This is a genomic window from Streptomyces sp. ISL-10 (assembly GCF_018614575.1).
Classification (GTDB): domain Bacteria; phylum Actinomycetota; class Actinomycetes; order Streptomycetales; family Streptomycetaceae; genus Streptomyces.
This window is the reverse complement of the sequence record NZ_JAGGOJ010000003.1, coordinates 589,401-615,284: the sequence shown is the minus strand read 5'-3', so window position 1 is coordinate 615,284 and position 25,884 is coordinate 589,401. Positions and strand designations below refer to the sequence as shown.

The window sequence follows — 25,884 nt, the reverse complement described above, 5'->3', positions numbered from 1 at the left end:
ACATCCGCCACCCGCGCCGTACAACGGCGGCCCGGGACGACGCACAGGCATAGGGTCGAGGCTTCGGCGACAACATCGACGACGCGAGACGGGCACTCGGTGAATGGGCAGGAGACGAAGGAACGCACTCCGCGCGTCGTGCGGGTGGCACTCGCCACGGCGGGGTCCTCAGCGGTGCTTCTCGCCCTGCACGCGCTCGGGGGCTTCTTCGTGCTCAACGCCCTCCTCACCGAGTCCGAGGGCCCCTGGGACCGCACGCTCACCGAGACCGTGCGGCTGATGGCTGTCCTCGGCCTCTGGGCCGAGGTCGTCGCGGCCGCGGTCACGGCCGGGTTCGTCGCACTCAGGTGTGTACGACGATGGTGGTACGCGATTCCCCTCGTGCTGATCCTCACCGCCATGGTGCGGATGGTGTTCGCCCCGGGGCCGTGACGTCGGTGCGAGCACCCGGCGCGGACCCCTCGCGGCGAAGGGCTCACTGCGGGCCTGATGCCCCGGAGCGGCGAGGCGGCGCGAGCGCGGAGATCGCGGCTGTCGAGCGTGCCGTCCTCGTCATGAGAGCGCTCAAGCAGGCAAGGCGAGGATGAGGGCGGCCAGACGGGGCAGTCGGCGGCGCATCTCCTGGTCGTCAGGAGAAGTCGAAGTCTTCCCCCATGTCGACGACGGCCCGGCTCCCGACAGCATTCTGTCGGCAGTTGCGCCACGCTGCCTCAAAGGCGTCCGCATCGCCGGTGATCCGCTCGAACGCGTCATCAGCCGCGTAGTTCACGTCCTCGTAGAACAGCAGCTCCGGTCGGTCCTGTTCCTCCGCACCGCGGATCACGAGGGGAAGCGCGGCAAGGCTGTCAGGACCGGCAGCTATGCGCTCGTACCACTCCCGTCCCTGCGCGATCACGCCTGCACGGAAGTCCACGAAGCTGTCATCCGAGCAGCCTCCGCCGATGAGACCCGCCGGCCGACTTCGTAGAGGCGGGCGGTCCCGTCCCCCGGCACTTCCGCGTGACCCTGGGCAGCGACGGACGGTGATGGTCAAAAACCGTAGAGGAAGCCGTACGGCGCGTTGTCGACCAGGTGGTAGAGGCCGAGAGCGCCGGGAAAGAGCACGAGGGCGAGCACACCCATCCGTACGAGTGCGGGCGCCGTGATCATGACGCCGCCCGTCTGCCCGGTGATGGTGCGCCAGTCGCGCCAGCGCCGGACGTCCCCCGCACAGGCTGCCCAGAACAGGCCCCCGAACACGATGCCGACCCCGGAGCCGACCATGGCGAATCCCGCCACCACGGCCAGGAAAGTCTCGCGGTCGTGATGGTCGGTGACGAACAGGCAGCCGACGGCCAGCAGGGCAACAGCGGCGATCCCGTGCACGGCTCCGCGCACGACCACGTCCTTGAAGCGCAGCCTCGGCAGCCTCACGCCGTCCTCGTCGGTCATCGGTTCAGAGGTCGGCTCCGGTGCGGTCCGCTGGGTGTGCGTCATGCCGGCACGCTACCCAGGGCTCGCGGGGCGATGCGGACCTGGTCTCCCAGACAGGGACGCCTTCCTGCCCCGTCCGGTCGCCCGGTCGTCCAGTCGGACTCGCGTGTCGGACCCTCCCGTTAAAGTCGTTCCCCGGTCGTCCGCACCTCGCGGCCGGACCAACCACTGGTGGGGAGGCGTGCTTGCCTCTCCGAGCTCGATCCACACCACCCGTAAGGAACGCGCGTGACCGACACCCCGACGTCCTTCCGGCTCCTGCCCGGTGCCGCCGACTCCCCCGTCGTCCTGCATGTCCCCCACTCTTCCCGTGCCCTGCCCGCCGACGTCCGGCGCGGGATCGTGCTCGACGACCGTGCGCTCGAGAGGGAGTTGGACCACATCACCGACTCCCACACCGCGGAGGTCGCCGCCGTGGCCGCCTCACTCTGCAAGAGCACGCCCTGGCGGTTCGTCAACCAGCTGTCCCGGCTGGTCGTCGACCCCGAGCGCTTCCCCGACGAGCGGGAGGAGATGCTCGCCGTCGGGATGGGCGCGGTCTACACGCGGACCACGCACCGTGAGGCGCTGCGGCCCGACGGGTACGACGGCAGTGACCTTGTCCGGCGCTACTTCGAGCCGTACGCCGCCGCCATGACCGCGGCCGTCGACGCACGGCTCTCCGCCGCCGGGCGGGCCGTGGTCATCGATGTGCACTCGTACCCGACCGAGCCGCTGCCGTACGAGCTCCACGCCGGCGGTCCCCGACCGCCGATCTGTCTCGGGACGGATCCGGTCCACACGCCGGCCGGCCTCCTCCAAGCCGCGCAGGAGGCGTTCTCGGGGTTCGGTGGTACGGGGCTCGACAGCCCGTTCGCGGGGACATACGTGCCGTTGAAGCACTACGGGCGGGACGAGCGTGTCAGCGCGCTGATGATCGAGATTCGGCGGGACGTGTACATGAAGGAACCGGGCGGTGAGGCAGGGCCCGGTCTGGAGGCGCTCGGCACTGCTGTGGCCGACCTCGTGGAGGCCGTCGGCGCGTTGGGGTGATCCGCCCCTTCCACTCGTGTCGCGCCCGGCCCGCTTCTGGCCGCCCCGCCGGTCAGGCGCGTGTGTTCACGCTGACCGGCCAGGAACCCGTGGGCGGTGTCCAGCCCTGGAGTGTGGCCGGGATGCCGACGCGTGTGTTGCAGTTGATGACCTGGAAGTGCAGGTGTGCGCCGTTGGCCGCTCCCGTCGCGCCGGACCAGCCGATGATCCGGCCCTGCGGAACCCAGTCGCCGGTGTTGTAGAGGGCGCGGTTGAGGTGCGCGTAGTCCTGCGCTGCCACCCCGCGGCGCGGTGTTGATCAAGGGCTACGGGGTGTTCGATGTGCTCATTTACCCGCCCCACGGCGGGCGGCGAAGCCGTCCTGAGTCGCTGACCTGCGCAGATGCCTTCTCTCTGGGATGAAAGTGGTGTCTGATCCCACCGCTGTTGACCGTGGTTATCCGCTCTCTTGGGCACGCTATGGGCACGACACCGTGCACAGGACTCAGCCTTGGGCCTGAACAGGCGAGCGTGACGGCGTATGCCGGCCCCCCGAACGGCCCGCCAAGGCGCGACAGGTGCCGGGGGAGGGATTTCCATGGAAGACATGTCCCGACTCGACAGTGCATGCCCCCGCTCCCTTCGCGCCGCCGCGGGACTGGGCCTGGTAGCGGCGCTGGCCGTCGGCTGTACCGGGTCCGGTGTCGACACCACCACCGCTGCCGGCCGTGCGGCCGTCGCGACGTCGCCGCTGCCCACCGTCCCACCCGCCCAGCCACCGCCACAGCTCACCCGGGCCGAGGTCGAGACCGCGGTGAGCAAGCTGGACGACGTCGTACGGGACGCCATGCGCCGCACCGGTGTGCCCGGAGTCGCCGTGGGCGTGGTGCACGACGACGAGGTGCTGTATCTGAAGGGGTTCGGCGTGCGGAAGGCAGGCACGAAAGACGGGGTCGGAGCGGACACCGTCTTCCAGCTCGCCTCGGTTTCCAAGCCCCTTGCGTCCACCGTGGTCGCCGCGGCCGTGGGCGAGAAGACCGTCGGCTGGGACGACCCGGTCGTCGACTACAGCTCCGGCTTCACCCTGAAGGACCCGTGGGTCACCCGCCATGTCACGCTGGCCGACCTGTTCTCGCATCGCAGCGGACTGCCCGACCACGCCGGAGACCTCCTGGAGGACCTCGGCTACGACCGCTCGTACATCCTGGACCACCTCCGCTACCAACCGTTGGCCCCCTTCCGTGCCCATTACGCGTACACCAACTTCGGGCTGACCGAAGCCGGCGTCGCCGCCGCGCGAGCAGCGGGGACCAGCTGGGAGAAGCTGTCCGCCGACAAGCTGTACCGGCCGCTCGGCATGGAGTCCACCAGCTCTTCCTTCGCCGACTACGAGAAGGCGGACAACAAGGCCGCCTTGCATGTGCAGACCGGGGACACCTGGCGTGCCGAGCATGTGCGTGACGCGGATGCCCAGAGCCCGGCGGGCGGGGCCAGCTCCACGGCCCGGGACATGACGAAGTGGCTGCGCCTGCAACTGGGCAACGGCAAGTTCGAGGGGCGGCAAGTCGTCGACGCCGACGCGCTGGAGCAGACCCACCTGCCGCACATGCTCTCCGAGCCGCCGCACTCGCCTGTGGGCCGGTCCGGGTTCTACGGGCTCGGCTGGAACGTGAGCTACGACGACCAGGGCAGGCTGAAGCTCGGCCACTCCGGCGGCTTCGCGCTGGGGGCGGCCACCCACGTCGCATTGCTGCCCTCGGAGAAGCTCGGCATCGTCGTCCTGACCAACGGCCAGCCCGTCGGCCTGCCCGAGTCGATCACCGCCACGTTCCTCGACACCGCGCAGACGGGCGGGCCCACCGTCGACTGGCTGACGTTCCTCGGGCCGATCATCAAGCAGACCCTCGCGGGGGAACAGTCGCCGGTCGACTACAGCAAGCCTCCGGCCTCGCCCGCACCCGCCAAGGCAAACAGCGCCTACACCGGAACGTACGCCAACGACTACTACGGCCCGATGACCGTCAGCGCCCAGGGGGGCGAACTCACCATGCAACTCGGGCCCAAGAAGCAACGGTTCTCCTTGCGCCACCACGACGGTGACACCTTCAGCTACCGCACCACCGGCGAAAACGCCGTCGGCCTGTCCGGCGTGACCTTCACCGTCGGGTCCGACGGACGCGCCGACAAGGTCCGGGTCGAGAACCTCGACACGACCGGTCTCGGCACCTTCACGAGGAACGACTAGGGCCAGTGGGCAAGACCGACCGGATACGGCGCAGGAGGTCGCGTTGCCGAGCGTCGCCTGCATCCGCTCCAGCATGATCTAGACAACAAACAAATCCCCAGGCCGCCGACCTGGGGTTTCAAAATGGAGCGGGTGACGAGAATCGAACTCGCGCTCTCAGCTTGGGAAGCGTCGGCGCTCAGGCGGACGTTTCAGCTCTGACGCGTAAATACGAACCGGCACAGGCAAAAGTGCAGGTAGTAGCTGAACTCGCCTCCTGCGCTGCCACCCCGCGGCGCGGTGTTGATCAAGGGCTACGGGGTGTTCGATGTGCTCACTTACCCGCCCCACGGCGGGCGGCGAAGCCGCCCTGAGTCGCTGACCTGCCTTCACGATGGCGGCAGCTCCGTGCTGAGTCTCTCGGCAGGCACTCGCTCGATGCGGGTCCAGCCCCTCCAGCCCCGCTCCTCCAGGATCGCCAACAGCCGTGCGGCGTGCGGTGAGGACACTGAGTCCAGCAGGTCGACGAACTGGTCGTCGATTCCGTCTTCGGCACCCACCTCGCCAGCCTCCACAGCGCGAACCATCAAGCGCTCCATGATGTCGGCGACCTCGACGATCCGCGGATCGTCGGCCGGCCAGCCGAGTGCCCCGCTGAGAAGGCTGTAGAGCTTCACCATGTCGGGGTCGTCCAGCTCCTCGTGCTTCTTGGCGATCACGGAGTCGATCGAATGCGGCACCTGGGCGGCGATCATGATCCAGGCGTCCCGCTCCATCTCGATGTACCGCTCCTCAACGCCGAGACCGCGCAGCCGGTCGAGGTAGTCCACGACGCTCTGCGGGAGCGCCAGGTGCTCTCCGGCGGCGAGCCTGGCGAGTCGGCTGCGAGTGTCCTGCAGCCGCCGGATCTCGGCGCGCAGGGCCTTGTCGATCTCCTGGACGCCGCTGGCGAACTCCTCCGGGCCGGCGGCGAGGAGTTCCTGCACCCGGGCCAGCGGCACGCCGGCGTCTGCGAGGGTGCGGATCCGGATCAGTCGCACGACCGCGACCGCGTCGTAGGTCCGGTATCCGGACCGGTCGCGTTCGGGCTCCGGCAGCAACCCGATCCGGTGGTAGTGGCGTACCGCCCGCACCGTCACCCCGGCGTACGCCGCAAGCTGGCTGATGGTGAGCATGGGTCTCAGCCTGCCTCAGGCGATCTTCCGGCGATAGGCGGCCATCGCGAAGATGTACGCCACGACGAGGATGCCGACGCACCACGCGAGGGCGGTCCAGATGTCGTCACCGACTGGCTGCTGGGCGAACAGGTTGCGGATCGTGTTGACGATCGACGTCACCGGCTGATGTTCGGCGAACCAGCGCGCCGGGCCGGGCATCGTCTTTGTGGGCACGAACGCCGAACTGACGAACGGCAGGAAGATGAGGGGGTAGGCGAACGCGCCAGCGCCCTCGACCGACGACGCAGAAAGCCCGGGGATCACGGCGAGCCAGGTCAGCGCCAGGGTGAACAGGAGCAGGATGCCGGGTGACCGCGAGCCATGCTGACGACTTCGGGGAGAGGTTCGAGGAGGCCGCGGTCCGCGAACTGGCAGAGGAGACCGGGCTGGAGGCGGACGCGGACGGCGTCCGGATCGGCACCATCCTCGTGGACGGCACCCGCGGGGTGACCCGGGTCACCGCCGCCGCTCTGGTCGCGGCGGCGTCGGGAACAGCCGAAGTCCGTGAACCGGAGGAGATCGCCGGCTGGGAGTGGTGGCCGCTGGACGCCCTGCCCGGAGCCGCTGTTCGCGCCGTCGGCGGCCGTGCTCGGCAGCTGGCGGCCTGCGCCGGGCCTGCGGGACGACGCGTTCCACGGCTACTCCGTCGACATGGACCGACCACGCGACTGACGCCCTCGGCACCACCCGCCCTTTCCCGCCCGCCGCCATGTGACGCCCGGTTCTGGATGGCCGTGCCACCGTCCGGGCAGGACCCAGCTTGCCGAAGTGCCCCCCAGCGCGGATCCCGCTGTCCTGAGCGCCCTTGCCTACCTCGGCAAAGCCTCGCAGGCGGGACTTCTGGATGAGGAGGAGTGATTCCGGTGTTGCGGCGCGTAACCTACCCGAGGAGCTGGTTCAGACGAAGCGGGCGAGCCCGCGACAAGCCTGCTCGCATGAGCCGTCGCGCCAGGGAGGGCAGGCCTCCCGCGCCCGGGAACGCAAAAAGACCCCAGACGAACTGGGGTCTCACTGGTGTCCGAGGGGGGACTTGAACCCCCACGCCCGATAAAGGGCACTAGCACCTCAAGCTAGCGCGTCTGCCATTCCGCCACCCGGACCGGTGGTCGGCCCCGGTCTCCCGCGGCGACAGGGACAACAATACCAGGGGTTCGAGGTGCCCTTCACCCGCATATCCCGTGGTCAGGGCTGTCCGAACGGGCCGAACCGCCGCAGTACAGCGTGTATCCGCGCGAGCGCGCAGCGTGCGGATACCGTCGGCTGCGTGAGCCATCGCACCTACCGGAGGCCCCGCGTCCTCTCCTCGCTGCGCGAGCACCTGCGCGACACCTTCTGGTTCGCGCCCACACTCACCCTGATCCTCGTCTTTCTTCTCTGGCTCGCGGCGGATGCCGTCGACACGGCACTGGTGGACGTCCTCAAGGAGACCGGCGACTACGAGGCAGTGCGCTCCCTCGCCGCGCTCTCCCAGGACGCCAAGACCATCGTGACCACGGTCAGCTCCGCGATGATGACCTTCATCGGTGTCGTCTTCAGCATCTCGCTCGTCGCCGTCCAGATGGCCTCGGGCAACCTCAGCCCCCGCGTTGTCCGGATCTTCATCCGGAGCCGGATCAGCAAGCTGACCTTCTCCGTGTTCCTCGGGACCTTCGTGCTTTCGCTTCTCGTCCTCACCTCGTACGACAGCGAGACCGATCCCCGGAAGGTGGTGTCGGTGCCTCTGGTGCAGGCCGCGCTGACCCTGCTGATGGTCGGGCTCAGTCTGCTGCTGTTCATCGCCTACGTGACCCAGACGCTCCAGCTCATGAAGGTGGGGCCCGTGGTGGAGCGGGTGACCAGGGAGTCGTTCGGGGTGCTCGACAAGATGCCCGTCCAGGACGCGGACACGGCGCCGCTGCCCGCCGAGGTGGCGCGGATCGGGCATCAGGGGCGGGCGGGGACACTGCGGGACGTGCATGTGGCCCGCCTTGTGCGCGTCGCCCGGCGCCGGGGGGTGGTCCTGCGGCTCATCCCGCGGATCGGGGACTTCGTCGTGCCGGGGACACCGGTCCTCGCCGTGCACGGCGGAGGGGGAGACCTGCCGTCCCGGCGGATCCTGGGGTCCGCGGTCTCCGTCGGGGTGGACCGCACCTTCCACCAGGATCTCGGGTTCGGATTGCGCCAGTTGTCCGACATCGCGCTGCGGGCGCTGTCCCCGGCGGTGAACGACCCGACCACGGCCGTGCAGTGCGTCGACCGGATCGTGCAGTTCCTCGCGGCCGCGGCCGGCCGGCCGCTCGGCGCCGTGCATTACCGCGACCGCGACGGTGTGGTACGGCTGGTGCAGGACGTGCCCGGGTGGGGCGATCTCGTGAACCTCGGGTTCGCGGAGATCCGGGGGTGCGCCGTCGGGAGCCCGCAGGTGTCCCGACGGCTGATCGCCGGCCTGGAGGATCTGCTGCGGTTCGTGCCCGAGGCGCGGCGCGAGCCGCTGGAGCGGCATCGCGCGCTGCTCGTCGCGGCCGTGCAGACCGCGCTGCCCGAGGCGGCCGAGCGCGCGTTCGCGCTGGAGCCCGACCGCCAGGGCATCGGCTGAACGGGAGCCCGGCAAGGCACCGGTTGAGGGGAGCCCTACCGCCAGGGCACCGGCTGAACGAGAGCCCAGCCGCCGGCACCGGCTGACGGGAGCCCGGCAGGCAAGGCACCGGCTGACGGGAGCCCGACCGCCAGACACTCGCTGAACGGCCGGCGGGACGGGCGCGACGCTACTTCACCGCGCTGAGCGTCGCGTAGACGACGACGTTGCTCTGATAGCCGGTGCCCGGGGAGTAGTCACCGCCGCATGTGATCACCCGTAGTTCCGGCCGGCCCGCCTCGCCGTAGACCTTCTCGTCCGGGAAGTCGCCCTTGTCGTGCAGCTCTACGGCGTCGACGGTGAAGACAGCCGTGCGCCGGTCCTCCCGGACGACGTCGATGGTGTCCCCCTTGGTGAGGGCCCCGAGCCGGTAGAAGACCCCGGGGCCGGCGGGGGTGTCCACGTGTCCGACGGTGATGGCCGTGCCCGTCTCACCGGGGGCCGTGCCGTCGCCGTACCAGCCGGCGAGGCCGGGCTCGTCGCCCGGCGGCGGCCGAAGCGCGCCCGCGTCGTTCAACTCCACCCGTGTCAGCGGGGCGTTCACGCCGGCGGCCGGGATCAGGAGGCGGACGGGATCCGCGCGGGGCAGAGGCCCGATGTCGGCGGTCTGCGGTGTGTGGTCCCGAGCCGACTGCGCGGACGAGGCCAAGGGCTGCGCCGACGAGGGCTGCGGGGGGTGGTCGTCGCGCAGCGCGCCGGCCACCAGCATGGCCCCCGCGACAGCGGCACAGGCGAGCAACTTGTACGAGGGAAGACGGGCGGCGTCGGTGGTCCTCGTCGTGGGGGTGTCGTCCATGGGGATGGTCCTTCGCACGGCAGCGGGCCGGTACCCGGCCGACCCCCGGCACCGGGACGGTGGCCAGGGGCCGGTGGGCAGGAGGGACGGTCGGGTCCTGAGGCGCCGCGGCGGCGGTGCGTCCGAGCCACTCCGCCGGAGGTCAGGTCCCGGCGGTGTCCCGGCGGCGCATCCTCGTCACGCCGCCGGCGACTGCTCCGGTCAGGAGCAGACCCCCGAGTGCGAGCTGCGTGCCCTCGTCGGTGGCGTCACCGAAGCCGGCGTCGACGCCTCCACTGGGGCGACCGTTGATCTGGTGCGTCCCGGTGACCTTGGTGCGCGGGGGGCACTTCAGCGTGATGGTGTCGGTTCCGGAAGCGGCGTCCTCAGGAATCTGGAACTCGCCCACCAGGACGCCTGCGCGGCTCCCCTCCAGGAGGTGGAACTTCCCACCCGCCTCCGACTCACCCTTGCCGTACGTCTCCTTCCCGCAGGCGGTGGTGCTGACGGTGACCTTGGTCCCCGGGGAGGCATTCCGCGGGCTGATGTCGATGTCGCTCTCACCGGCGGCCGCGGCGGCCGGGGCGGAGAGAGCAAGGATGCCGAACACCAGGGCGATCTTCAGACCGGCGCGTGCGATTCGCATGTCTTCCTCCAGCGGAGCCGTGTCCGGCCTGTCTGCGCGGCACCTCTTCCGTGCTCCGTACACGAGGCAACCACAGTCGGTGATCATCGCAATGTCAGACCGGGCGCAGGGTCACCCGGTAGGGTGCCGGGAATCAGGCCTCCTTCCGGCTTCCCGCAGGTCGCCGCGGGGAGCGCACCGCGGTGAACACGACGACACGGGAAGCGCGAACGGGCTAACGAGCTCTCCGTGTCGCCACCGGTGCGGACGTCCGCCGGGCTCCTCCGCGCCCAGTAGGACGTCCGCAAGGTCCGCGGGCACCGGTCCGGCCGATACCCCGGACACGGCCAGCGGTCCGGCCCATGCCCCCCGGGCATGGCACCGGTCCGGCCCATGTCGCCGGCGTGGCACCGGTCCTGCCGATGTCCCCGGACATGGTCACCGATCCGGCAGGTCGTGGCCGGACCCGCGTCAGGCGTTGAGCTGGTACTCGGGGAAGTTCCCGGGCAGCCGTTCCCCCGCCGGGCCTTCCGTCACCGCCCGCACCAGCAGTTCGCCCCCGACGAACGCGCCGCGCCAGGAGGCGCCGAAGCCGCCGAAGAGCTCGTCGCGGTCACCGCGTGAGCGGGGCTTGTTGTGGCCGGTCTTGAAGGCGCGGATCTGCGGTGCCAGGCGTGCGAAGGCCGCGGGGTCGTCCGTCGACAGGGTGGCGACGAGCGCGCCGTTGGAGGCGTTCATGGCGGCGAGCAGTTCCGCCTCCGTGTCGACGAGGACGATCGTGTCGACGGGGCCGAAGGGTTCGGCGTGGTGGAGCGGGGAGGACGGGGGCGGATTCAGGAGTGCGACGGGCGGGAGGTAGGCGGAGGTGTCCTGGCCGGGCAGGAATCGGCCGTCGTTCAGTGAACCCCGGTGGAGCGGGATCGCGCCGCGGTCTGTGGCCTCGGCTACGTGGTCGGCCAGCTCCTTGGCCTTGGCCGCGTTGATGAGCGGGCCGAAGTCCAGGGCGGGCAGCGGGTCGTCGGGGTGCTCGACGGCGAGAGGGTGGCCGGTGTGAACGGAGCGTACGGCGGGCAGGTAGGCGGCCAGGAAGTCGGCGAACGCCTCGCGTTGCACCACGAACCTGGGGTAGGCGGTGCAGCGCTGCTTGCCGTAGTCGAAGAGCTTGGGCACGACGGCGCTGAGGGCGGACCAGTCGGTGAAGTTCCAGATGCCCCAGGTGTTGAGGCCCTCCTGTTCCAGGATGTGGCGCTTGCCGAGGTCGGCGACGGCGGTGGCGATACGGGCTCCGGTGTCGCGGCCGCCGACGAAGGAGACGCAGCCGATCTCGGGCGAGCGGACCAGGGCTTCGGACAGCTCGCCGCCGCTGCCGCTGACCAGGGTGACCGGCAGGCCCTCGCGGGTCGCGAGCGCGCAGGCGAGGGTGAGGCAGGCGGCGCCGCCGTCGGTGGGCGTCTTGGCGATCACCGCGTTCCCGGCGAGGGCCTGGACGAGCATGGCGTGGACGAGCACGGACATCGGGTAGTTCCAGCTGGCGATGTTGGAGACCGGGCCGTCGAGTGCGCTGCGGCCTTCGAGCATGGGCTCGATGCCGTCGACGTACCAGCGTACGCCGTCGATCGCGCGGTCCACGTCCGCCTGCGCGAGCCGCCACGGCTTGCCGATCTCCCAGACGAGCAGCAGGGCGAGCAGCTCGCGGTGTTCGGTCAGGGCGTCGAGCACGGCGGCGACGCGTGCGCGCCGTTCGGGCAGCGGGACATGACGCCAGGCGCGGTGCTGGTCGAGCGAGGCGCGTACGGCCTGGTGGGCAGTGGCCGCGTCCAGGCGGGGCGGGCCGGCGATCGGGCCGAGGTCGACGGGGCTGGTGGCGGGCAGGGTCCGGCCGTCGGCCTGCCAGCGGCCGTCCCAGAGGTTGAGGACGCGCTCGTCCCGGAAGGCTTCGGGGGCGGCGGCCAGACACCGCTGCCAGGCGTCGGTCCAGGCGGTGCCCGGCTTGAGCGTGAGGGTGGGTGCCATCAGGTGTTCTCCGCTCGTACGAGTCGTGACGGGGCGGGAGGTGGCAGGGGCGGCCGGCTCGCACACGCCGGTCGCCCCGAGGAACTGCCCGAAAGGGTTTCCTCCGAGCACCGGTTGCGTAAAGGGGGGCGTGTCAGCCAGTGGACTCGGTGAGGCGCGTGCGGACGAGCTGCGAGGTCTGTGTCGGTGTCGAACCGACACGGATCCCGGCCGCCTCCAGCGCCCGCCGCGTGGCCCCGGCAGTGCCGGTGGAGCCGGACACGATGGCCCCCGCGTGGCCCATGGTCTTGCCCTCGGGCGCGGGGAAACCGGCGATCTGGCCGACGACGGGCTTGGGGACGTGGTCGGAGATGTAGGCGGCGGCGTCCGGCGTTCCGTCAGGCCACGGGTGGCCGCGGCGGCCGGGAGACCGGCCACCGCGGCCACCCGGCCGTACGGGCTCCGCCTACGACAACTGGCCGTCGTAGTCGGGGAGCTTGAACGTCCGCTCGGCGTGGCCGCCGACCAGGTCGGTGGTGTTGTTGCCGATGTTGGCGATGATCGTGTAGCCCTTGGCCTCGATCTCGGCGCGCTTCTCGGTCTTGTAGGCGCTGACCTCGTCGAAGAGGTCGGGCAGGTCGCGCACGTACAGGCCGTCGACCGGGTAGCCGGTCTTCTTCAGGTTCCAGTCGGTGAGGGAGTGGATGATGCCGGGGCGCGCGGTGACGAAGAAGACGGCGACGCCGCGGGAGTCGGCGTAGCGCGCGAGGTCGCGCATCTGGGCGATGGCCGGGGTGGGCAGCTCCCAGAACGGGTGGAAGTGCGTCTCCAGCGAGGTGTTGTCGATGTCGAGGACGATCGCCTGCTTCTCACCGGACGCATCGGCCGTGCGCTGTTCGATGTAGGGGCGGGCCTCGGCGACGACGGCGGCGACGTCGCGCAGCCAGGTGCCGTAGTCGACGCTCTGCGTCCGTACGGCGGTTGTCGTCGCGGCCGGGATGTCCGCGTGAGCGGTGGCGGCAGGCAGGGCCGCGACGAAGGTCAGGGCGGCGGCGGTCGCGGTGGTACGGACCGTCCAGATGCGTGCATGCATGGGGGGTCTCCTGGGTAGGGAGGCGGCTCAGGGAGCCCGTTCGGCCATGATCGACCGAACGGGTTGACATGCTCGCGATTAATGATGGACGGCAGGCGACATTCTTACTACTGGTCGGTAGCGGCTTTTGCGGGGACAACAGCCCGGCCGCCCAGTGGAGTTCTCCACCGGGCGGCGGGCGGGACGTGCGGTCAGCGACGGGCGCGCAGGGCCGCGAGCTTGTCGTAACCGATGCGGGCGTAGTCCAGTGACTGGCCGGGGTCGGTGGAGCTGGGCGCGTTGTCCTGTTCCACCATCGGGTTGTGGTAGTGCTTCGCACCCACGCGGGAGAAGAACGCGCGGTAGTCGATGTCGCCCGTGCCGAACGGCACCATGTCGTAGCCCTGCCCGCTCTGTGTGTTGACCGTGCCGTCCTTGGCGTGGAACAGCGGGTAGCGCCGGTTGTTCGCCGCGACGAGCGCGGCCGGATCGAAGACGTTCCTCTGCTGCGAGCCGTCGTGGGCGGTGTAGGTGTGGAACTTGTACTGCGCCACGTGCGCCCAGAAGATGTCCATCTCCAGCCAGACGCACTGCCGGTCGGTATTCCTGAGGAAGTACTCCAGCTTGCGGATGCCGGAGCTGCGGGTCGGCCGGCCCACCGCGTCGAGTGGTCCCCCGTCGAGCAGGAAGCCGTAGGCGGAGTCGTGGTTGTGCGTGTACAGCTTGATGCCCTCGCTGCGGGCGATCGCGCCGAGCGCGTTCCACTTGTCGGCCGCCACGTCCCAGTCGGACCGGTAGGAGCTGCCGGTGGGGTCGCCGCCGGTGCCCATGTGCTCCATGCCGAGGATGTTCGCGATCTCCAGGTGGCGCTTGAAGGTGTCGACGTCGGACGGCGTGAGCGGCCACGACGACGGGATGAAACCGTGGTTGCCCTGCGCGCGCAGGCCGTACTCGTCCAGCCAGGAGCGCAGCAGCCTGGCTCCCTGTGCCGTCTCCAGGTTCGCGCCGCCGGGCGCGCCCGCGTGCTGGCGGTATCCCGCGAACTCCACCTGCCGGTAGCCGTAGCGCGACAGCTCATGGAAGACCTCGCGGAAGCCGGAGGGCAGGTCCGTGGACATCGGGTCGCGGCCCGTGGCGTCACGGACGGTGTAGAGAATCATGCCGCGCTTGTGAGGTGGGACGAGAGCGGGTCCGTGGCCCGGCTCTCTGTCGCCCTGTTCCACCTGGGCCAGGGCCGGTGAGGCGCCGAGCACCGGGGCGGCGATCGCCGCGGCCGCGGCGGCGGTGCAGGTGCTCAGGAAGCGGCGGCGGCTGACGCCGAGTGTGCGGCGCAGCGCGTCGCCGGTGCGGGAGTCGTCGTTGAACGCGGTCACAGTGATTCTCTCTCTCGTGTCACGGGGGTGCGGATGCGGAGACGTCCTGCTGCCTCAACCGAGGCCGGCGAGCCGGAGCAGCAGCGACTTCACCTCGGTGGCCGCGGTGCGGCCTGATACGGCGCGGGGGGTGGAGCACAGGATGAGCGGACCTTCTTCGTCGCTCATGGGGAGGCGGCCGTGGCTGCCGCGGATCGGTGAGGGGTCCAGAGGCACGACCGCGAGGCGGTAGCGCATGCCGAGCTTCTTGCGGGCCACGGCCTTGGCGGCCTTCAGCCGCACATAGGGGTCCTCGGGGTCCATGAACAACTCGACTGGGTCGTAACCGGGTTTGCGGTGGATCTCGACGAGCCGCGCGAAGTCGGGAGCCCGGGCGTCGTCGAGCCAGTAGTAGTACGTGAACCAGGCATTGGGGTCGGCGACGGCGACGAGCTCACCCGAGCGGGGATGGTCCAGGCCGTGAGCCTTCTTGCCCTCGTCGTCGAGGAGCTCGTCGACGCCGGGCAGGTCCTTCAGGACCTCACGGGTGACTTCCAGGTCCTCCGGGCGGCGGACGTAGACATGGGCGAGCTGGTGGTCGGCGACGGCGAAGGCCCGTGAGGCCATCGGGTCGAGGTACTCCATGCCGTCCTGGGTGTGGACTTCGAGCAGCCCCGCACGGCGCAGGGCGCGGTTGATGTCGACGGGGCGGCTGACGCGGGTGATGCCGTACTCCGACAGGGCCACCACGGTGCGGCCTTCCTGGCGCGCGTCGTCGAGGAGGGGGCCGATCACGCTGTCGAGGTCGGCGGCCGCCCGGTGCGAGCGGTGGTCGTCGGGGCCGTAGCGCTGCAGGTCGTAGTCGAGGTGCGGCAGGTAGCACAGGGTCAGGTCCGGGTGGCGGGTGCGCATGATGTGGCGGGTGGCGTCCGCGATCCACCGGCTGGAGACGAGGTCGGCACCCGGCCCCCAGAAGTGGAACAGGGGGAACGTGCCGAACTTCTCGGTCAGTTCGTCGTGCAGGGCCGGCGGCCGGGTGTAGCAGTCGGGCTCCTTGCGGCCGTCGGCGTAGTAGACGGGGCGGGGGGTGACGGTGATGTCGGTGTCGGCGCCCATGGCGTACCACCAGCAGATGTTGGCGACGGTGTACCCGGGGTGGGCGCGGCGGGCCGCGTCCCAGATCTTGTCACCGGAGACGAGGCCGTTGTGCTGACGCCACAGCAGGACGTCGCCGAGCTCGCGGAAGTACCAGCCGTTGGCGACGATGCCGTGTTCGGCGGGGAGGGTGCCGGTGAGGAAGGTGGACTGGGCGGCGCAGGTGACGGCGGGCAGCACGGTGGACAGCGCCGACCGGGATCCGGCGGCGGCGAGCGCCTTCAGGTGCGGCATGTGGTCGAGGAGCTTGGGGGTGAGACCGACGACGTCCAGGACGAGGAGCGGGGTGGGGCGGTCGGTGTCGTTCACGGCAGCTCCTTGAGGCCGAGGCCGGTCAGCAGGTCGCGTGCCAGGGTGAGTTCGGCGGCGATGCCGTCGGCGAGCTGCGTGCGGTTGCGGGGCCGCAGCTCGGGCGGCAGGGCCTGCCAGGTGTAGGTCTCGACCTCGAAGTGGCGGGTGAGGGGCCGGGGGACGCCGACGAGCCGGGTCAGGGTGTCCTGGAGCACGGGCAGGGTGGAGGTGAGCGGCGGGGCGGGCGGCGCGTGCAGGGGCACATGGAAGTGGGCCCGCCACGGGGCGCCGTCCGGGAGCGCCGCACCGCCGACGGCTTCCGGGAGGTCGTCGGTGCCGCGGAGCCCGGCGGCGGTGCGGGTACGGGTCTGGTGCAGGAAGCGCGGCTCGGCGAACGCGGCGAGGGCGTCGCGCACCTCGGGCAGGTGGGGGTGCTCGGCGTGCAGTGCGGCGGACAGCTGGGCCTTGGGGACGGTGATGCCGGCAGCGGCGAGCGCGGCGAGCGCGGCCCGGGGTTCCTCGAAGGAGGTGGCGAGATGGCAGGTGTCGACGCAGACGCCGATGCGGTCCGGCGCTCCGACGTCGGTGAGGGGAGTGATGGCGTCGGCGGTGGTCTCCACGGTGCAGCCCGGTTCCGGTTCGAGGGCGATCCGGATGGACTTGCCGGTCAGCTCCTCAAGGGCGTCGAGCCGTTCGGCGAGCGTCGTCAGCGCGGCGCGCGCGGCGCGGGCCGCCTGCGGGCCGAAGCCGGTCCGCCAGGCGAGCGGCAGGGTGGAGAGGGTGCCCTCGGTGACGTCGTCGGGCAGCAGGGCGGCAAGGAGGCGGGCGAGGTCGGTGGTGTGGGCGAGGCGCTCGGGATCGGTCCAATCCGGCTTGTAGACGCGGTATTTGACCACGTCGGCACCGAAGCCCTCGTAGGGGAAGCCGTTGAGGGTGACGACCTCCAGTCCACGGCGGTCGAGTTCGGCGCGCAGGCCGCGCAGCGCGGCCGGGTCGTTGACCAGGGTGCGGGCCGCGTCCCTGGCGAGCCACAGCCCGATGCCGAGCCGGTCCCTGCCGAGCCGTCTGCGGACGGGTTCGCTGTGGTCGCGCAGCTGGGCGAGGACGCCGTCGAGGGTCTCGGCCGGGTGGACGTTGGTGCAGTAGGAGAGGTGGACGGTGGACCCGTCGGGGTGGCGGAAGCGCATCGACGGCTCTCCTCTCATTCCCCGCCGCGGAGGATGGAGTTGCCTTCGTGGAGTGCTTCGGGGGCGGGCACGTCGAGCTGGAGCCGGCCGCTGAGGCCGTAGAAGGCGACGGGGTTGCGCCACAGCACCTGGTCGACGTCGTCCTCGCTGAAGCCGGCGACGAGCATCGCGTCGGCGACCTTGCGGGTCTTGAGCGGGTCGCTCCTGCCCCAGTCGGCGGCCGAGTTGACGAGCACCTTGTGCGTTCCGTACGTCTTCAGAATCGTGACCATGCGGTCCTCGTCCATCTTGGTGTCGGGATAGATGGAGAAGCCGAGCCAGCAGCCGCTGTCGAGGGCGTGTTCGACGGTGGTCTCGTTGAGGTGGTCGAGCAGCACCCGTTCGGTGGGCAGGTTCGACTCGCGGACGACGTCGACGGTACGGTGCAGTCCGGCGAGCTTGTCCCGGTGCGGGGTGTGGACGAGGGCGGGCAGACCGTGGTCGGCGGCCATCTGGAGCTGTGCGGCCAGTGCGGTGTCCTCGGCCGGTGTCATCGAGTCGTAGCCGATCTCCCCGACGGCGACGACGCCGTCCTTGACGAGATAGCGGGGCAGGGCGTCGAGGACGGGCGTGCAGCGGGGGTCGTTCGCCTCCTTGGGGTTGAGGGCGATGGTGCAGTGGTGCGCTATGCCGTACTGGGCGGCGCGGAAGGGCTCCCAGCCCAGCAGGGCGTCGAAGTAGTCGAAGAACGCGGCCGGTGAGGTGCGGGGCTGGCCCAGCCAGAAGGACGGCTCCACCAGGGCGCGGACACCGGAGGCGTACATCGCCTCGTAGTCGTCGGTGGTGCGGGAGGTCATGTGGATGTGGGGGTCGAAGATGCGCATCACAGCTCCTCGGGCTTGTGGCCGGTCAGGGTCAGCACGCGACCGAGATCGTGGGGGACGGCGCGGCCGGCGGCGGTGCGCTCGGCGGCGAAGTCGGTGAGCATGCGGGCCAGTTCCCCGTCGCCGGCGGCGCGTCGCTCCAGCCCTGCCACGACGTCGGCGGGGACGCCGGTGAAGAGGCATTTGAGGACCGCGTGCCGCCAGGGGTGCGGATCGAGGTGGGCGGCGGCGTAGGGGCCGACGGCGGCCGCGATGAGCCGGGTGTCGTTGGTGCGCAGCGCGTCGTCGATCAGCGGCAGGGCCTGCGGGCCGCGGACGAGCGCGGGCAGGGCGAGGAGCACGGCGCGGCGTTCGGCGGCGCTGCCCTGCTGGTAGAGGCGGGTGAGTGTGTCCAGGCCGGCGCGTGCCTCGCCCAGGATCAGGGTGCGGGCGGCGTCGGCGTGCTCGTGTCCGCAGTGCCGGCCGGCCGCGGCGAACCGCAGTTCCCAGGTGTGCGCGGCGTACGGGGACGACGCGGCCGGGGGTGCGGCGGCGGCCCGGGCGGCCTCGGCGAAGGCGTCGCCGAGCCAGGCACGGGCGCTGTCGTCGAGCAGTTCCTCGAGTTCCTTGCGGGTCGGTACCGGTGCGGGCGTCACGATGCCGGTGCTCCCTTCGTGCGGGGCCTGCGCGCGGTGCGCAGGAACTCGATGGAGGTACGGGCCAGTTCAGGGCCCGCGTGGGAGTGTCGGGGCAGTTCGACGACGGTGAGGCCCTGGTGGCCGGTGGCGGCGAGGGCGTCGAGGACGGCAGGGAAGTCGATCTCTCCGTCACCGAAGGGCAGATGCTCGTGGACGCCGCGGCGCATGTCCTCGATCTGGACGTGCCGCAGCCAGGGGGCGGCATCGCGGATGCAGTCGGCTGGGGGTGCGGGTTCGAGGCACTGGCAGTGGCCGATGTCGAGGGTGAGGCCCAGCGGCGCCGGGTTGCCGAGCGCGATACGCAGGTGGTGGAAGTCGTCGAGGGTGGCTAGCAGATGACCCGGTTCGGGCTCGATCGCGACGGGTACGCCGGCCGCCGCGGCGGCGTCGAGCACGGGCCACAGGCCTTCCTCCAGGCGCTTCCAGGCCGTGTCGGCGTCGGTGCCGGCAGGGGTGATGCCGCTGAAGCAGTGCACGGCGTGTGCGCCGAGGTCGGCGGCGACGTCGACTGCGGTGAGCAGCAGCCGGGTGCGGGCGGCGCGGGCGTCGGGGTCGGGGTCGAGGAGGGAGGGTCCGTGCTTGCGGCGGGGTTCGAGGACGTAGCGAGCGCCGGTCTCGACGGCGGCGGTGAGGCCGAGTTCGCCGAGTCGGCGGGCGACGCGGGCGGTGCGGCCGGCGAGGTCGGGGGCGAGCGGGTCGAGGTGCATGTGGTCGAGGGTCAGCCCGACGCCGTCGTAGCCGAGGTCCGCGAGGAGGGCGAGGGCGTCGCCGAGGCGCAGGTCGGTGAGCCCGTTGGTGCCGTAGCCGAGGCGGAGTCCGCCGGGGTGGAGGGTCATGTGGGGCTGACCTTTCGTGCGAGCCTGCGGGCGATCGGTACGAGCCCCATGACGGCGAGAGCCGTGACGTTCGCGCCGGACCGGGCGGCGAGGGCTGCCTGGAGCGGGATCACGGCCCGGATCCCGCCGCCGACGGCGCGCTGGGTGAGGGGCGGCGAGGGATTGAGGGCGGCGTGGAGGTACGGGGTGGCGGCGGTACGGAGGTAGGCGGCGGCGAGCAGGACTGGGGCGGCTGCGCTCACGGCGCGCCGGATGGTGGCTCCCGATTCGCCGGGGCGATGCCGAGGGTGCGCCACCACGGCGCCCAGTACGGCGGTGGCGGCCAGAGCCGCGAGGGGCGTGAGCGTCGAACCGCCGTGCGCCTCGTGCCGGGAGACGGCGGTGACGGCGTAGGTGTGCGCGGCGAGTGCGGCGGCGGCGCGGGCCGGCGCGGAGAATCCCCCACCCCACCCCTCCCCGAAACCCTGACGGGAACCGGGAGGCTCCGCCCCCGACCCCCCGGCGGCAGCCACGCGCCGCACCCCACGGGCCAACGCCCCGGGCGAGGCCGCGGCGGCGGTCACCCGGACGGCGTCCGGCGAAACCGGGTCGGCGGCACGTCCGGCCGCTGCCGAAGCGGAGAGTCCCCCACGGAACCCAGGAGGCTCCGCCCCCAACCCCCCGGCGGCAGCCACGCGCCGCACCCCACGGGCCAACGCCCCGGGCGAGGCCGCGGCGGCGCGAAGCGCGCCCGGCGCATGGTCCCCGAACCGGGCTGCCCCGGACGCGCCGCGCGGCCGGGCAGCGTCGGTCCCTGGCGGGGGCGCGCCCACAGCGGCCCCTCGGTGGGCGGGGCGGGCGGGTGGCCTGGAGGCGTTGCGGCCCGAGCGGGTTGCCTCACGACCCGGCGCTGTGGGCCGCGGGCCGGTGACGCTACCCGTGGACAGGCCCCGGGCCGGGGGCATGGCAGACAGCCCGGAAACCTCGCGCCCCGGCGCGGCGGGCGGGGCCCCGGCCGGGGGCATGGCGGACAGCGTTGCCGTCGCGCCCAACAGGAGGTCCAGGCCGCGGGCCGTCGCCATCGCCGCCGGGCCGGCCTTGGTGTGCTTGAGGCGTAGGTCGTACGCCCACACCGTCGCGGACAGGGCCGTGGCCACGGCCAGGGCGGGACGGCCCGCGCGGGAGGCGAGGGCGAGGCCCGCCGTGGTGAGGGCCCCGGCCGCCGTCAGCGCCGCGGCCGGGGTGATACGGCCCGAGGGGAGGGGGCGGTGCGGCCGGTCGACCGCGTCCTCTTCGCGGTCGGTCCAGTCGTTGAGCGCCATGCCCGCCTCGTACAAACACAGCGAGGCGCACACGGCGAGTGCCGTGCCCCGGTTCGGGCGCAGCCCGGCCGCCGCGGCGCCCGCGAGGGCGTCACCGGGCACGGTGAACAGGGCGGAGACGCGCAGCAGTTCGGCCCAGGCCCGCAGCGTGGCATGGCCCGGCGGCCGCGCCGGCGCGCCCACGGCCCCGGGTGTGGAGGAGGGCATGGCGGGGCCGTGGAACCGGCCGGCCGGGGGCGCGAAGCGGGTGAGCAAGGAGTGGATCACCGGGTCTCCCGCAGGCGGTCGGCGAAGGACAGCAGCGCAGTGAACTGTTCGGACAGGCCCGCAGGACCGTCGTCCGGGTCCTTGAAGTAGAAGCCGAGTTCGGGGAGCGGACCCGAGATGCCCGCCTCGTGGGCGCGGGCGACAAGGCGGGCCAGGTCCAGGACCAGGGGCGCGGCGAGTGCCGAGTCGCAGCCCTGCCAGATCGTCTGGAGGACCATCCGGGAGCCGAGGAAGCCGTCGAAGGCGATGTGGTCCCATGCGGTCTTCCAGTCGCCGAGCGCGGGCACGTCGTCGATGTGGACCTCGCCCTCGGGGCTGTGGCCGAGGGTGTCGGCGAGGACGCGCTCCTTGCCTGCGTTCTTGGCGGCCGCGGCGGCGGGGTCGGCGAGTGCCGCTCCGTCTCCGCCGCCGAGCAGGTTGGTGCCGGACCAGGCCCGTACGGACAGGGCGCGCTGCACGAACATCGGGGCGAGCACGGAGCGGAGCAGGGTCTGGCCGGTCTTGCCGTCGCGGCCCGCGTGGGGAAGTCCACTGGCCGCGACGGCGTCGGTGAGGACCGCGGTGCGCAGCCCGGTGGAGGGGGTGAAGTTGACGTAGGGGCAGCCGGCGCGGACGGCGGCGGCCCCGTAGAGGGAGCTGGGCGGCAGTCGTACGGCGTCCGGCCCCGGCAGTGGTTCGGTGGAGGAGACGTTCACGACGACGACCCGTGCGAGGCGGTGTCTGTCGCGGAAGGAGGTGAGGTCGGCGGCGAAGGCGGTGATCAGTTCCTCGTCGGTGCGGGGGTCCCCGGCGAGCGGGCCGCCGGGGCGTATCTCCTGGTCGGCTGCCGCCAGTTCGCCGCGGACCGCGCGCACGAGGCCGTGTGGGAGGACGCCCGCTTCGGTGAGGTGCTCGGCTCGCTTGGGCAGCGGGCAGCCGGCGGTGTCGTGGCCGCCGAAGAGGAGGGAGGGCAGGGAGGGCAGTCCGGTGCCGGTGAACGGCGGTGTCTCGGTGACCATGCCGGTCGGCGGATACAGTCCGGCGGTGACCGCCGCGCATCCGGCGACGGCCGTCGTGGCCACCGATCCGCGGGCTCCGACGAACCAGACCCCCGTGCGCGCCTGGCCGATCCGGGGCTCGCTTGCGTTCCCGTCGTCGTTCACGGGCTGCCTCCCTGCCATGTCGATGTTCCGATGTGGTTGGAGGACGGCGGGCGGGGGTACGGCGCCTCCCCGCCCGCCGCCGGCTCAGTGGCGGCCCTGAAGGGGGCACTCCCTAGGAGCGCAGCTCCTTCAGCTGGATGTCGCGGAAGGACACCTGGTCGTCGGCGCCGTGGTTCTGGATGCCGATGTAGCCGTCCTTGAGGCTGCGGACCGGGTCGGTGTTGGTGAAGTCGTTGATCTTCTCTCCGTTGAGGAAGACCCGCAGACGTTCGCCTTCGACCCGGATCTCGTAGGTGTTCCACTCGCCCGAGGGCCGCAGCACCCGGTCGCGGGTCTCGATGTCGGCCGACTTGAAGCCGTAGACGGCGCCGGTGGTGCGGTCCGGGGCGTCGGTGGCGTCGATCTGGATCTCGTAGCCGTTGGGGACGGCCGACCACGGGTCGTCGGAGGCCGGGAAGCCGACGAAGACTCCGGAGTTGTCGTCTCCCTCCGTCTTCCAGTCGAGCTTGAGGGAGTAGGAGTGCAGCTCCTTGGCCTGGTACCAGAGCATGCCCATGCCGCCTTCGGTGCGCAGCTCGCCGTCGACGACGTTGAACCTGCCCGGGCCGGCCTGCTTCCAGCCGTCCAGGGACTCGCCGTTGAAGATCGGCCGGTAGCCGGTCCTCGGCTCGCAGTCCGCGCCGACCTGTCCGGTGGCGTAGCGCAGTCCGCCCAGGAGGTGCTGCCGGAAGGCCGGCTCGGCGTAGGACTCCTTGGTGTGGCCGCCGCCGGTGTAGAAGGAGCGGCCGCCCTCGTAGGTCTGGCACCAGGCGATCGGGTGGTCGCCCTTCATGGTGCCGCCCTGGTAGGTGGTCTCGTCGAGGGTGGCGAGGACACGTGCCTGCTCGCGGGGGTTGGTGCGGTAGTTGTACCACTCGTCGGTGCGCTGCCAGGGTCCGTCGACGTGTGCGGTCGCCGGGTGCTCGTGGTCCTCGACGCGTACGGTGGCGGGCTGGATCTGCGGGTGGGACGCGAAGTAGGCGCCGACGAGTCCGCCGTAGAACTGCCAGTCGTACTCGGTGTCGGCCGCGGCGTGCACGCCCATGTAGCCGCCGCCGGCGGCGACGTAGTCCTCGAACGCCTTCTGCTGGTCGGCGTTCAGGACGTCACCGGTGGTGGACAGGAACACGACCGCGTCGTAGCGGGCGAGGTTGGCGGCGGTGAACTGGCGGGCCTCCTCGGTGGCGTCGACGGTGATGTCGCTGCCGCTGCCGAGCTCCTTCAGCGCGGCGACGCCGGCGGGGATGGAGTCGTGGCGGAAGCCTGCGGTGCGGGAGAAGACGAGGACGCGCTTGGCGGCCTTGTCCACGGGTGTGTCGGAGATCTGGAAGTCGTCGACGTCGTACAGCGCTCCGGCTCCTCCCTTGAAGACGAGGAACAGTTCGGTGGTCCGCTGCGGGACGGACCGCAGGGCGACGTCCACGTTCTGGAAGGTGTCCCAGCTGCCGGTGACGGGCACGGGCGTGGAGCCGAGCAGGGTGCCGCTCGCGGATCCGGCTCGCACCTCCAGGATGCCGCCGGACCCCCCGGAGGAAACGCGTGCGGTGAGCTTGGCCGAGCCGGCGAGGTGATACGGCTTGAAGGAGATCCAGTCGCCGTTGTGGATGTCACCGACCGTCTTGCCGCCGTGCGCGCTCGTCTTGTCGTAGGTCTTGATGCCGGACGCGTTGTCGAAGTGCTCGGCCTGGCGGTGGCGCGGCTGGAGCTTCGCCTGGTCGTGGGAGGTCAGCGCGGCCTGGCCGCCGCCTCCGCCGTCGGTGTACTCGGCGTCGAAGACTCCGAAGATGTCGGCGTTGGGGTCGTGGCCGCCGTCGGCCGAGGTCTTGATGGTGCCGGTGCAGCCGTTGGCCGAGGTCTCGGGGTGGCCGTGGCTGTCGTGGCCGAGGATGTACGTCACCTTCACCTTGGCGCAGTCGATGGTCCCGTCTTCCGGGTCGGTGACCGTCACCTTGAAGGGGATCTCGTCGCCGAAGTCGAACAGGGCGCCATCGGCGGGCTGCTCAAGGGTGACCTTGGGAGCGGTGTTGCCGACGACGACCCGTACGCTGGCGGAACCGGTGCGTCCGCTGGGGTCCTCGGCGGTGACGGTGGCGGTGTAGGTGCCGTTCTTCCTGTAGGTGTACGTGGGATCGGCCGCCGTGGACGTGCCGCCGTCGCCGAAGTCCCAGCTGTAGGTGAGCGCGTCGCCGTCCGCGTCGGTGGTTCCGGCGGAGGAGAAGGAGACGCGCAGGGGCGCCGTGCCGGAGGTCTTGTCCGCGCTCGCCTCGGCGACCGGGGAGCGTCCGCCGGTGGCGTTCTCGATGCGGTAGAGACCGGAGTTCTCGTCGCCGCCGAACCAGGCGGTCCCGTAGTCGAGGACGTAGAGCGCGCCGTCGGGGCCGAAGGCCATGTCCATGATCTGGGTGCCGGTCCACGGGACGGGGTTGATCGACTGGACCACGCCGTCCGTGCCGTGCTCGATGCGCTTGATCCAGCGCCGGCCGAACTCTCCGGCGAAGAAGTCACCGTCGTACTCCTCGGGGAACTTCACCGGCGAGGTGGAGGCGGCGTCGTAGCGGTAGACGGGACCACCCATCGGGGACTCTGAGCCGGTGCCGAACTCGGGCACCGATCCGCCGTCGTAGGGGATCCACGCGGCTTGCGCGGGCGGCAGGTCGACCAGGCCGGTGTTGTGCGGAGAGTCGTTCTTCGGGGCGGCGCAGTCGAAGGTGGCGCCGGAGGTCCTGGTGGCGAAGTCGTAGTCGACGTACGGGTCGTTGTCGCCGGTGCAGAAGGGCCAGCCGTAGTTGCCGGGGCCGGTGACACGGGCGAATTCGACCTGTCCGGCCGGGCCGCGCTTGGGGTCGGCGGTTCCGGCGTCCGGGCCGTAGTCACCGACGTAGACGACGCCGGTCTTCTTGTCGACGCTGAACCGGAACGGGTTGCGGAAGCCCATGGCGTAGATCTCGGGCCGGGTCTTCTCGGTACCGGGGGCGAAGAGGTTGCCCTCCGGGATCGTGTACGAGCCGTCACCGGCGACCTTGATGCGCAGGATCTTGCCGCGCAGGTCGTTGGTGTTGCCGGAGGTGCGGCGGGCATCGTACGCGGGGTTGCGGCCGGGGCGCTCGTCGATGGGCGTGTAGCCGTCGGAGGCGAAGGGGTTGGAGTCGTCGCCGGTCGACAGGTACAGGTTTCCGGCCGCGTCGAAGTCGATGTCGCCGCCGACGTGGCAGCAGATGCCGCGGGTCGCCGGCACGTCGAGGATCTTCTTCTCGCTGGCGTTGTTCAGGGTGCCGTCCTCGTTGAGGACGAAGCGGGAGAGCCGGTTGACACCGTCGAACTTCGCGAAGTCGGCGGCGGTCCCCTCATTGGGCGCGTCCCCGGCGGGGGTGTCCAGCGGGGGTGCGTAGTAGAGGTAGACGAAGCGGTTCTCGCTGAACTGCGGGTCCAGGCCGATGCCCTGGAGCCCCTCCTCGTCGTGCGCGTAGACGGGGATGGTGCCGACGACCCGGGTGTTGCCGCCCGGGTCGGTCATGCGCAGCTCGCCGTTGCGCGAGGTGTGGAGCACGTTGCGGTCGGGGAGCACGGCGAGCGACATGGGCTCGCCGGTCTCCTCACCGCCCTTGGCGAGGGTGACCTGCTGGAATTCCGCGGCGGCCGGGGCCGCTTCGGGGTCGGCGGCGTTCGCCGTGGTCGGCGCGGTGAGGGCGAGCGAGGTTGCTGCGAGAAGACTGCCGGTGAGGAGCGCGAGGGCCTTGCGGACCCTGGGCCTATTTCTGTGCACGGATGTCC

Annotated in this window: 23 protein-coding genes, 1 tRNA gene and 1 pseudogene; 5 read left to right on the top strand and 20 right to left on the bottom strand. The window is 71.4% G+C overall.

Annotated features, from left to right (window positions below; genetic code table 11):
* The first annotated feature begins 99 nt into the window (after positions 1–99).
* Positions 100–432 carry a hypothetical protein gene (locus J7E88_RS03595; protein ID WP_215177076.1) on the top strand — a complete coding sequence of 111 codons (333 nt, stop codon included), beginning with the start codon at positions 100–102 and terminating at the stop codon, positions 430–432.
* Positions 433–628: 196 nt separating this feature from the next.
* On the opposite strand, the gene J7E88_RS03590 is transcribed toward J7E88_RS03595, so the two are convergent.
* Complete coding sequence (locus J7E88_RS03590; protein ID WP_308307263.1) at positions 629–895, bottom strand: DUF4240 domain-containing protein; 267 nt, start codon at positions 893–895, stop codon at positions 629–631.
* Between the two features lie 134 nt (positions 896–1,029).
* Entirely contained in the window at positions 1,030–1,476 is a 447-nt protein-coding gene (locus J7E88_RS03585; RefSeq protein WP_251022026.1) for a DUF6336 family protein, read from the bottom strand.
* Positions 1,477–1,701: 225 nt separating this feature from the next.
* On the opposite strand from J7E88_RS03585, the gene J7E88_RS03580 reads away from it, so the two are divergent.
* Entirely contained in the window at positions 1,702–2,505 is an 804-nt protein-coding gene (locus J7E88_RS03580; RefSeq protein ID WP_215177074.1) for an N-formylglutamate amidohydrolase, read from the top strand.
* A 52-nt stretch (positions 2,506–2,557) separates the two neighbouring features.
* Here the strand turns inward: J7E88_RS03580 and J7E88_RS03575 are convergent, their stop codons facing one another.
* Complete coding sequence (locus tag J7E88_RS03575) at positions 2,558–2,785, bottom strand: M23 family metallopeptidase (RefSeq protein ID WP_308307262.1); 228 nt, start codon at positions 2,783–2,785, stop codon at positions 2,558–2,560.
* Between the two features lie 306 nt (positions 2,786–3,091).
* On the opposite strand from J7E88_RS03575, the gene J7E88_RS03570 reads away from it, so the two are divergent.
* Positions 3,092–4,729: a serine hydrolase gene (locus tag J7E88_RS03570; RefSeq protein ID WP_374196224.1), complete on the top strand. Its 1,638-nt coding sequence runs from the start codon at positions 3,092–3,094 to the stop codon at positions 4,727–4,729.
* Between the two features lie 368 nt (positions 4,730–5,097).
* Here J7E88_RS03570 and J7E88_RS03565 read toward each other — a convergent pair whose 3' ends face one another.
* Positions 5,098–5,883 (bottom strand): MerR family transcriptional regulator, encoded by a 786-nt coding sequence (locus tag J7E88_RS03565; RefSeq protein ID WP_215177070.1) that lies wholly within the window; start codon positions 5,881–5,883, stop codon positions 5,098–5,100.
* Between the two features lie 15 nt (positions 5,884–5,898).
* Positions 5,899–6,189 carry an ABC transporter permease gene (locus J7E88_RS03560; RefSeq protein WP_308307261.1) on the bottom strand — a complete coding sequence of 97 codons (291 nt, stop codon included), beginning with the start codon at positions 6,187–6,189 and terminating at the stop codon, positions 5,899–5,901.
* A 44-nt stretch (positions 6,190–6,233) separates the two neighbouring features.
* Here J7E88_RS03560 and J7E88_RS35505 point away from each other — a divergent pair, with 44 nt between their 5' ends.
* Complete coding sequence (locus J7E88_RS35505) at positions 6,234–6,773, top strand: NUDIX hydrolase (RefSeq protein WP_308307259.1); 540 nt, start codon at positions 6,234–6,236, stop codon at positions 6,771–6,773.
* 164 nt (positions 6,774–6,937) lie between these two features.
* Here J7E88_RS35505 and J7E88_RS03550 read toward each other — a convergent pair.
* Positions 6,938–7,025 (bottom strand) — tRNA-Leu (locus tag J7E88_RS03550).
* Positions 7,026–7,189: 164 nt separating this feature from the next.
* Here J7E88_RS03550 and J7E88_RS03545 point away from each other — a divergent pair.
* A complete protein-coding gene (locus tag J7E88_RS03545; RefSeq protein ID WP_215177068.1) occupies positions 7,190–8,500 on the top strand; it encodes a DUF2254 domain-containing protein in 1,311 nt (436 codons plus the stop codon).
* A gap of 169 nt (positions 8,501–8,669) precedes the next feature.
* Here the strand turns inward: J7E88_RS03545 and J7E88_RS03540 are convergent, their stop codons facing one another.
* The 14 genes and pseudogenes from J7E88_RS03540 to J7E88_RS03480 all read right to left on the bottom strand — a co-directional run bounded on the left by J7E88_RS03540 (position 8,670) and on the right by J7E88_RS03480 (position 25,876).
* Entirely contained in the window at positions 8,670–9,248 is a 579-nt protein-coding gene (locus J7E88_RS03540) for a class F sortase (protein WP_251022118.1), read from the bottom strand.
* A gap of 229 nt (positions 9,249–9,477) precedes the next feature.
* Positions 9,478–9,960: a sortase gene (locus J7E88_RS03535; RefSeq protein ID WP_215177064.1), complete on the bottom strand. Its 483-nt coding sequence runs from the start codon at positions 9,958–9,960 to the stop codon at positions 9,478–9,480.
* 450 nt (positions 9,961–10,410) lie between these two features.
* Complete coding sequence (locus tag J7E88_RS03530) at positions 10,411–11,952, bottom strand: aldehyde dehydrogenase family protein (protein WP_215177062.1); 1,542 nt, start codon at positions 11,950–11,952, stop codon at positions 10,411–10,413.
* A 133-nt stretch (positions 11,953–12,085) separates the two neighbouring features.
* Positions 12,086–12,331: pseudogene (locus J7E88_RS35500) on the bottom strand (succinate--CoA ligase subunit alpha); the annotation flags it as partial.
* A gap of 66 nt (positions 12,332–12,397) precedes the next feature.
* Positions 12,398–13,024 carry an HAD family acid phosphatase gene (locus tag J7E88_RS03525; RefSeq protein ID WP_215177060.1) on the bottom strand — a complete coding sequence of 209 codons (627 nt, stop codon included), beginning with the start codon at positions 13,022–13,024 and terminating at the stop codon, positions 12,398–12,400.
* A gap of 191 nt (positions 13,025–13,215) precedes the next feature.
* On the bottom strand, positions 13,216–14,376 hold the full coding sequence (locus tag J7E88_RS03520) for a sugar phosphate isomerase/epimerase (RefSeq protein ID WP_215177058.1): 1,161 nt from the start codon (positions 14,374–14,376) through the stop codon (positions 13,216–13,218).
* Between the two features lie 54 nt (positions 14,377–14,430).
* Positions 14,431–15,819 carry a nucleotide pyrophosphatase/phosphodiesterase family protein gene (locus J7E88_RS03515; protein ID WP_215177056.1) on the bottom strand — a complete coding sequence of 463 codons (1,389 nt, stop codon included), beginning with the start codon at positions 15,817–15,819 and terminating at the stop codon, positions 14,431–14,433.
* Positions 15,816–16,988, bottom strand: coding sequence for a metabolite traffic protein EboE (gene eboE, locus J7E88_RS03510; protein WP_215177054.1), 1,173 nt, complete (start codon positions 16,986–16,988; stop codon positions 15,816–15,818). Before eboE ends, J7E88_RS03515 begins: the two co-directional genes overlap by 4 nt.
* A gap of 14 nt (positions 16,989–17,002) precedes the next feature.
* Positions 17,003–17,851 (bottom strand): TatD family hydrolase, encoded by an 849-nt coding sequence (locus J7E88_RS03505; protein ID WP_215177049.1) that lies wholly within the window; start codon positions 17,849–17,851, stop codon positions 17,003–17,005.
* Positions 17,851–18,486: an EboA domain-containing protein gene (locus J7E88_RS03500; RefSeq protein WP_215177045.1), complete on the bottom strand. Its 636-nt coding sequence runs from the start codon at positions 18,484–18,486 to the stop codon at positions 17,851–17,853. Before J7E88_RS03500 ends, J7E88_RS03505 begins: the two co-directional genes overlap by 1 nt.
* Positions 18,483–19,364: a sugar phosphate isomerase/epimerase gene (locus J7E88_RS03495; RefSeq protein WP_215177036.1), complete on the bottom strand. Its 882-nt coding sequence runs from the start codon at positions 19,362–19,364 to the stop codon at positions 18,483–18,485. Before J7E88_RS03495 ends, J7E88_RS03500 begins: the two co-directional genes overlap by 4 nt.
* Positions 19,361–20,932 (bottom strand): UbiA family prenyltransferase, encoded by a 1,572-nt coding sequence (locus J7E88_RS03490; RefSeq protein WP_308307256.1) that lies wholly within the window; start codon positions 20,930–20,932, stop codon positions 19,361–19,363. Before J7E88_RS03490 ends, J7E88_RS03495 begins: the two co-directional genes overlap by 4 nt.
* Positions 20,929–22,092: an inositol-3-phosphate synthase gene (locus J7E88_RS03485; RefSeq protein WP_215177035.1), complete on the bottom strand. Its 1,164-nt coding sequence runs from the start codon at positions 22,090–22,092 to the stop codon at positions 20,929–20,931. Before J7E88_RS03485 ends, J7E88_RS03490 begins: the two co-directional genes overlap by 4 nt.
* A 94-nt stretch (positions 22,093–22,186) precedes the next feature.
* Complete coding sequence (locus J7E88_RS03480; protein ID WP_215177033.1) at positions 22,187–25,876, bottom strand: ThuA domain-containing protein; 3,690 nt, start codon at positions 25,874–25,876, stop codon at positions 22,187–22,189.
* Positions 25,877–25,884: the final 8 nt, after the last annotated feature.

Coding starts and splice junctions, on each gene's coding strand:
- J7E88_RS03565 (WP_215177070.1), bottom strand. CDS start 5,883: ATGCTCACCATCAGCCAGCTTGCGGCGTACGCCGGGGTGACGGTGCGG.
- J7E88_RS03585 (WP_251022026.1), bottom strand. CDS start 1,476: ATGACGCACACCCAGCGGACCGCACCGGAGCCGACCTCTGAACCGATG.
- J7E88_RS03495 (WP_215177036.1), bottom strand. CDS start 19,364: ATGACCCTCCACCCCGGCGGACTCCGCCTCGGCTACGGCACCAACGGG.
- eboE (WP_215177054.1), bottom strand. CDS start 16,988: ATGCGCTTCCGCCACCCCGACGGGTCCACCGTCCACCTCTCCTACTGC.
- J7E88_RS03540 (WP_251022118.1), bottom strand. CDS start 9,248: ATGCTGGTGGCCGGCGCGCTGCGCGACGACCACCCCCCGCAGCCCTCG.
- J7E88_RS03570 (WP_374196224.1), top strand. CDS start 3,092: ATGTCCCGACTCGACAGTGCATGCCCCCGCTCCCTTCGCGCCGCCGCG.
- J7E88_RS03535 (WP_215177064.1), bottom strand. CDS start 9,960: ATGCGAATCGCACGCGCCGGTCTGAAGATCGCCCTGGTGTTCGGCATC.
- J7E88_RS03485 (WP_215177035.1), bottom strand. CDS start 22,092: ATGGCAGGGAGGCAGCCCGTGAACGACGACGGGAACGCAAGCGAGCCC.
- J7E88_RS03505 (WP_215177049.1), bottom strand. CDS start 17,851: ATGCGCATCTTCGACCCCCACATCCACATGACCTCCCGCACCACCGAC.
- J7E88_RS03525 (WP_215177060.1), bottom strand. CDS start 13,024: ATGCATGCACGCATCTGGACGGTCCGTACCACCGCGACCGCCGCCGCC.
- J7E88_RS03530 (WP_215177062.1), bottom strand. CDS start 11,952: ATGGCACCCACCCTCACGCTCAAGCCGGGCACCGCCTGGACCGACGCC.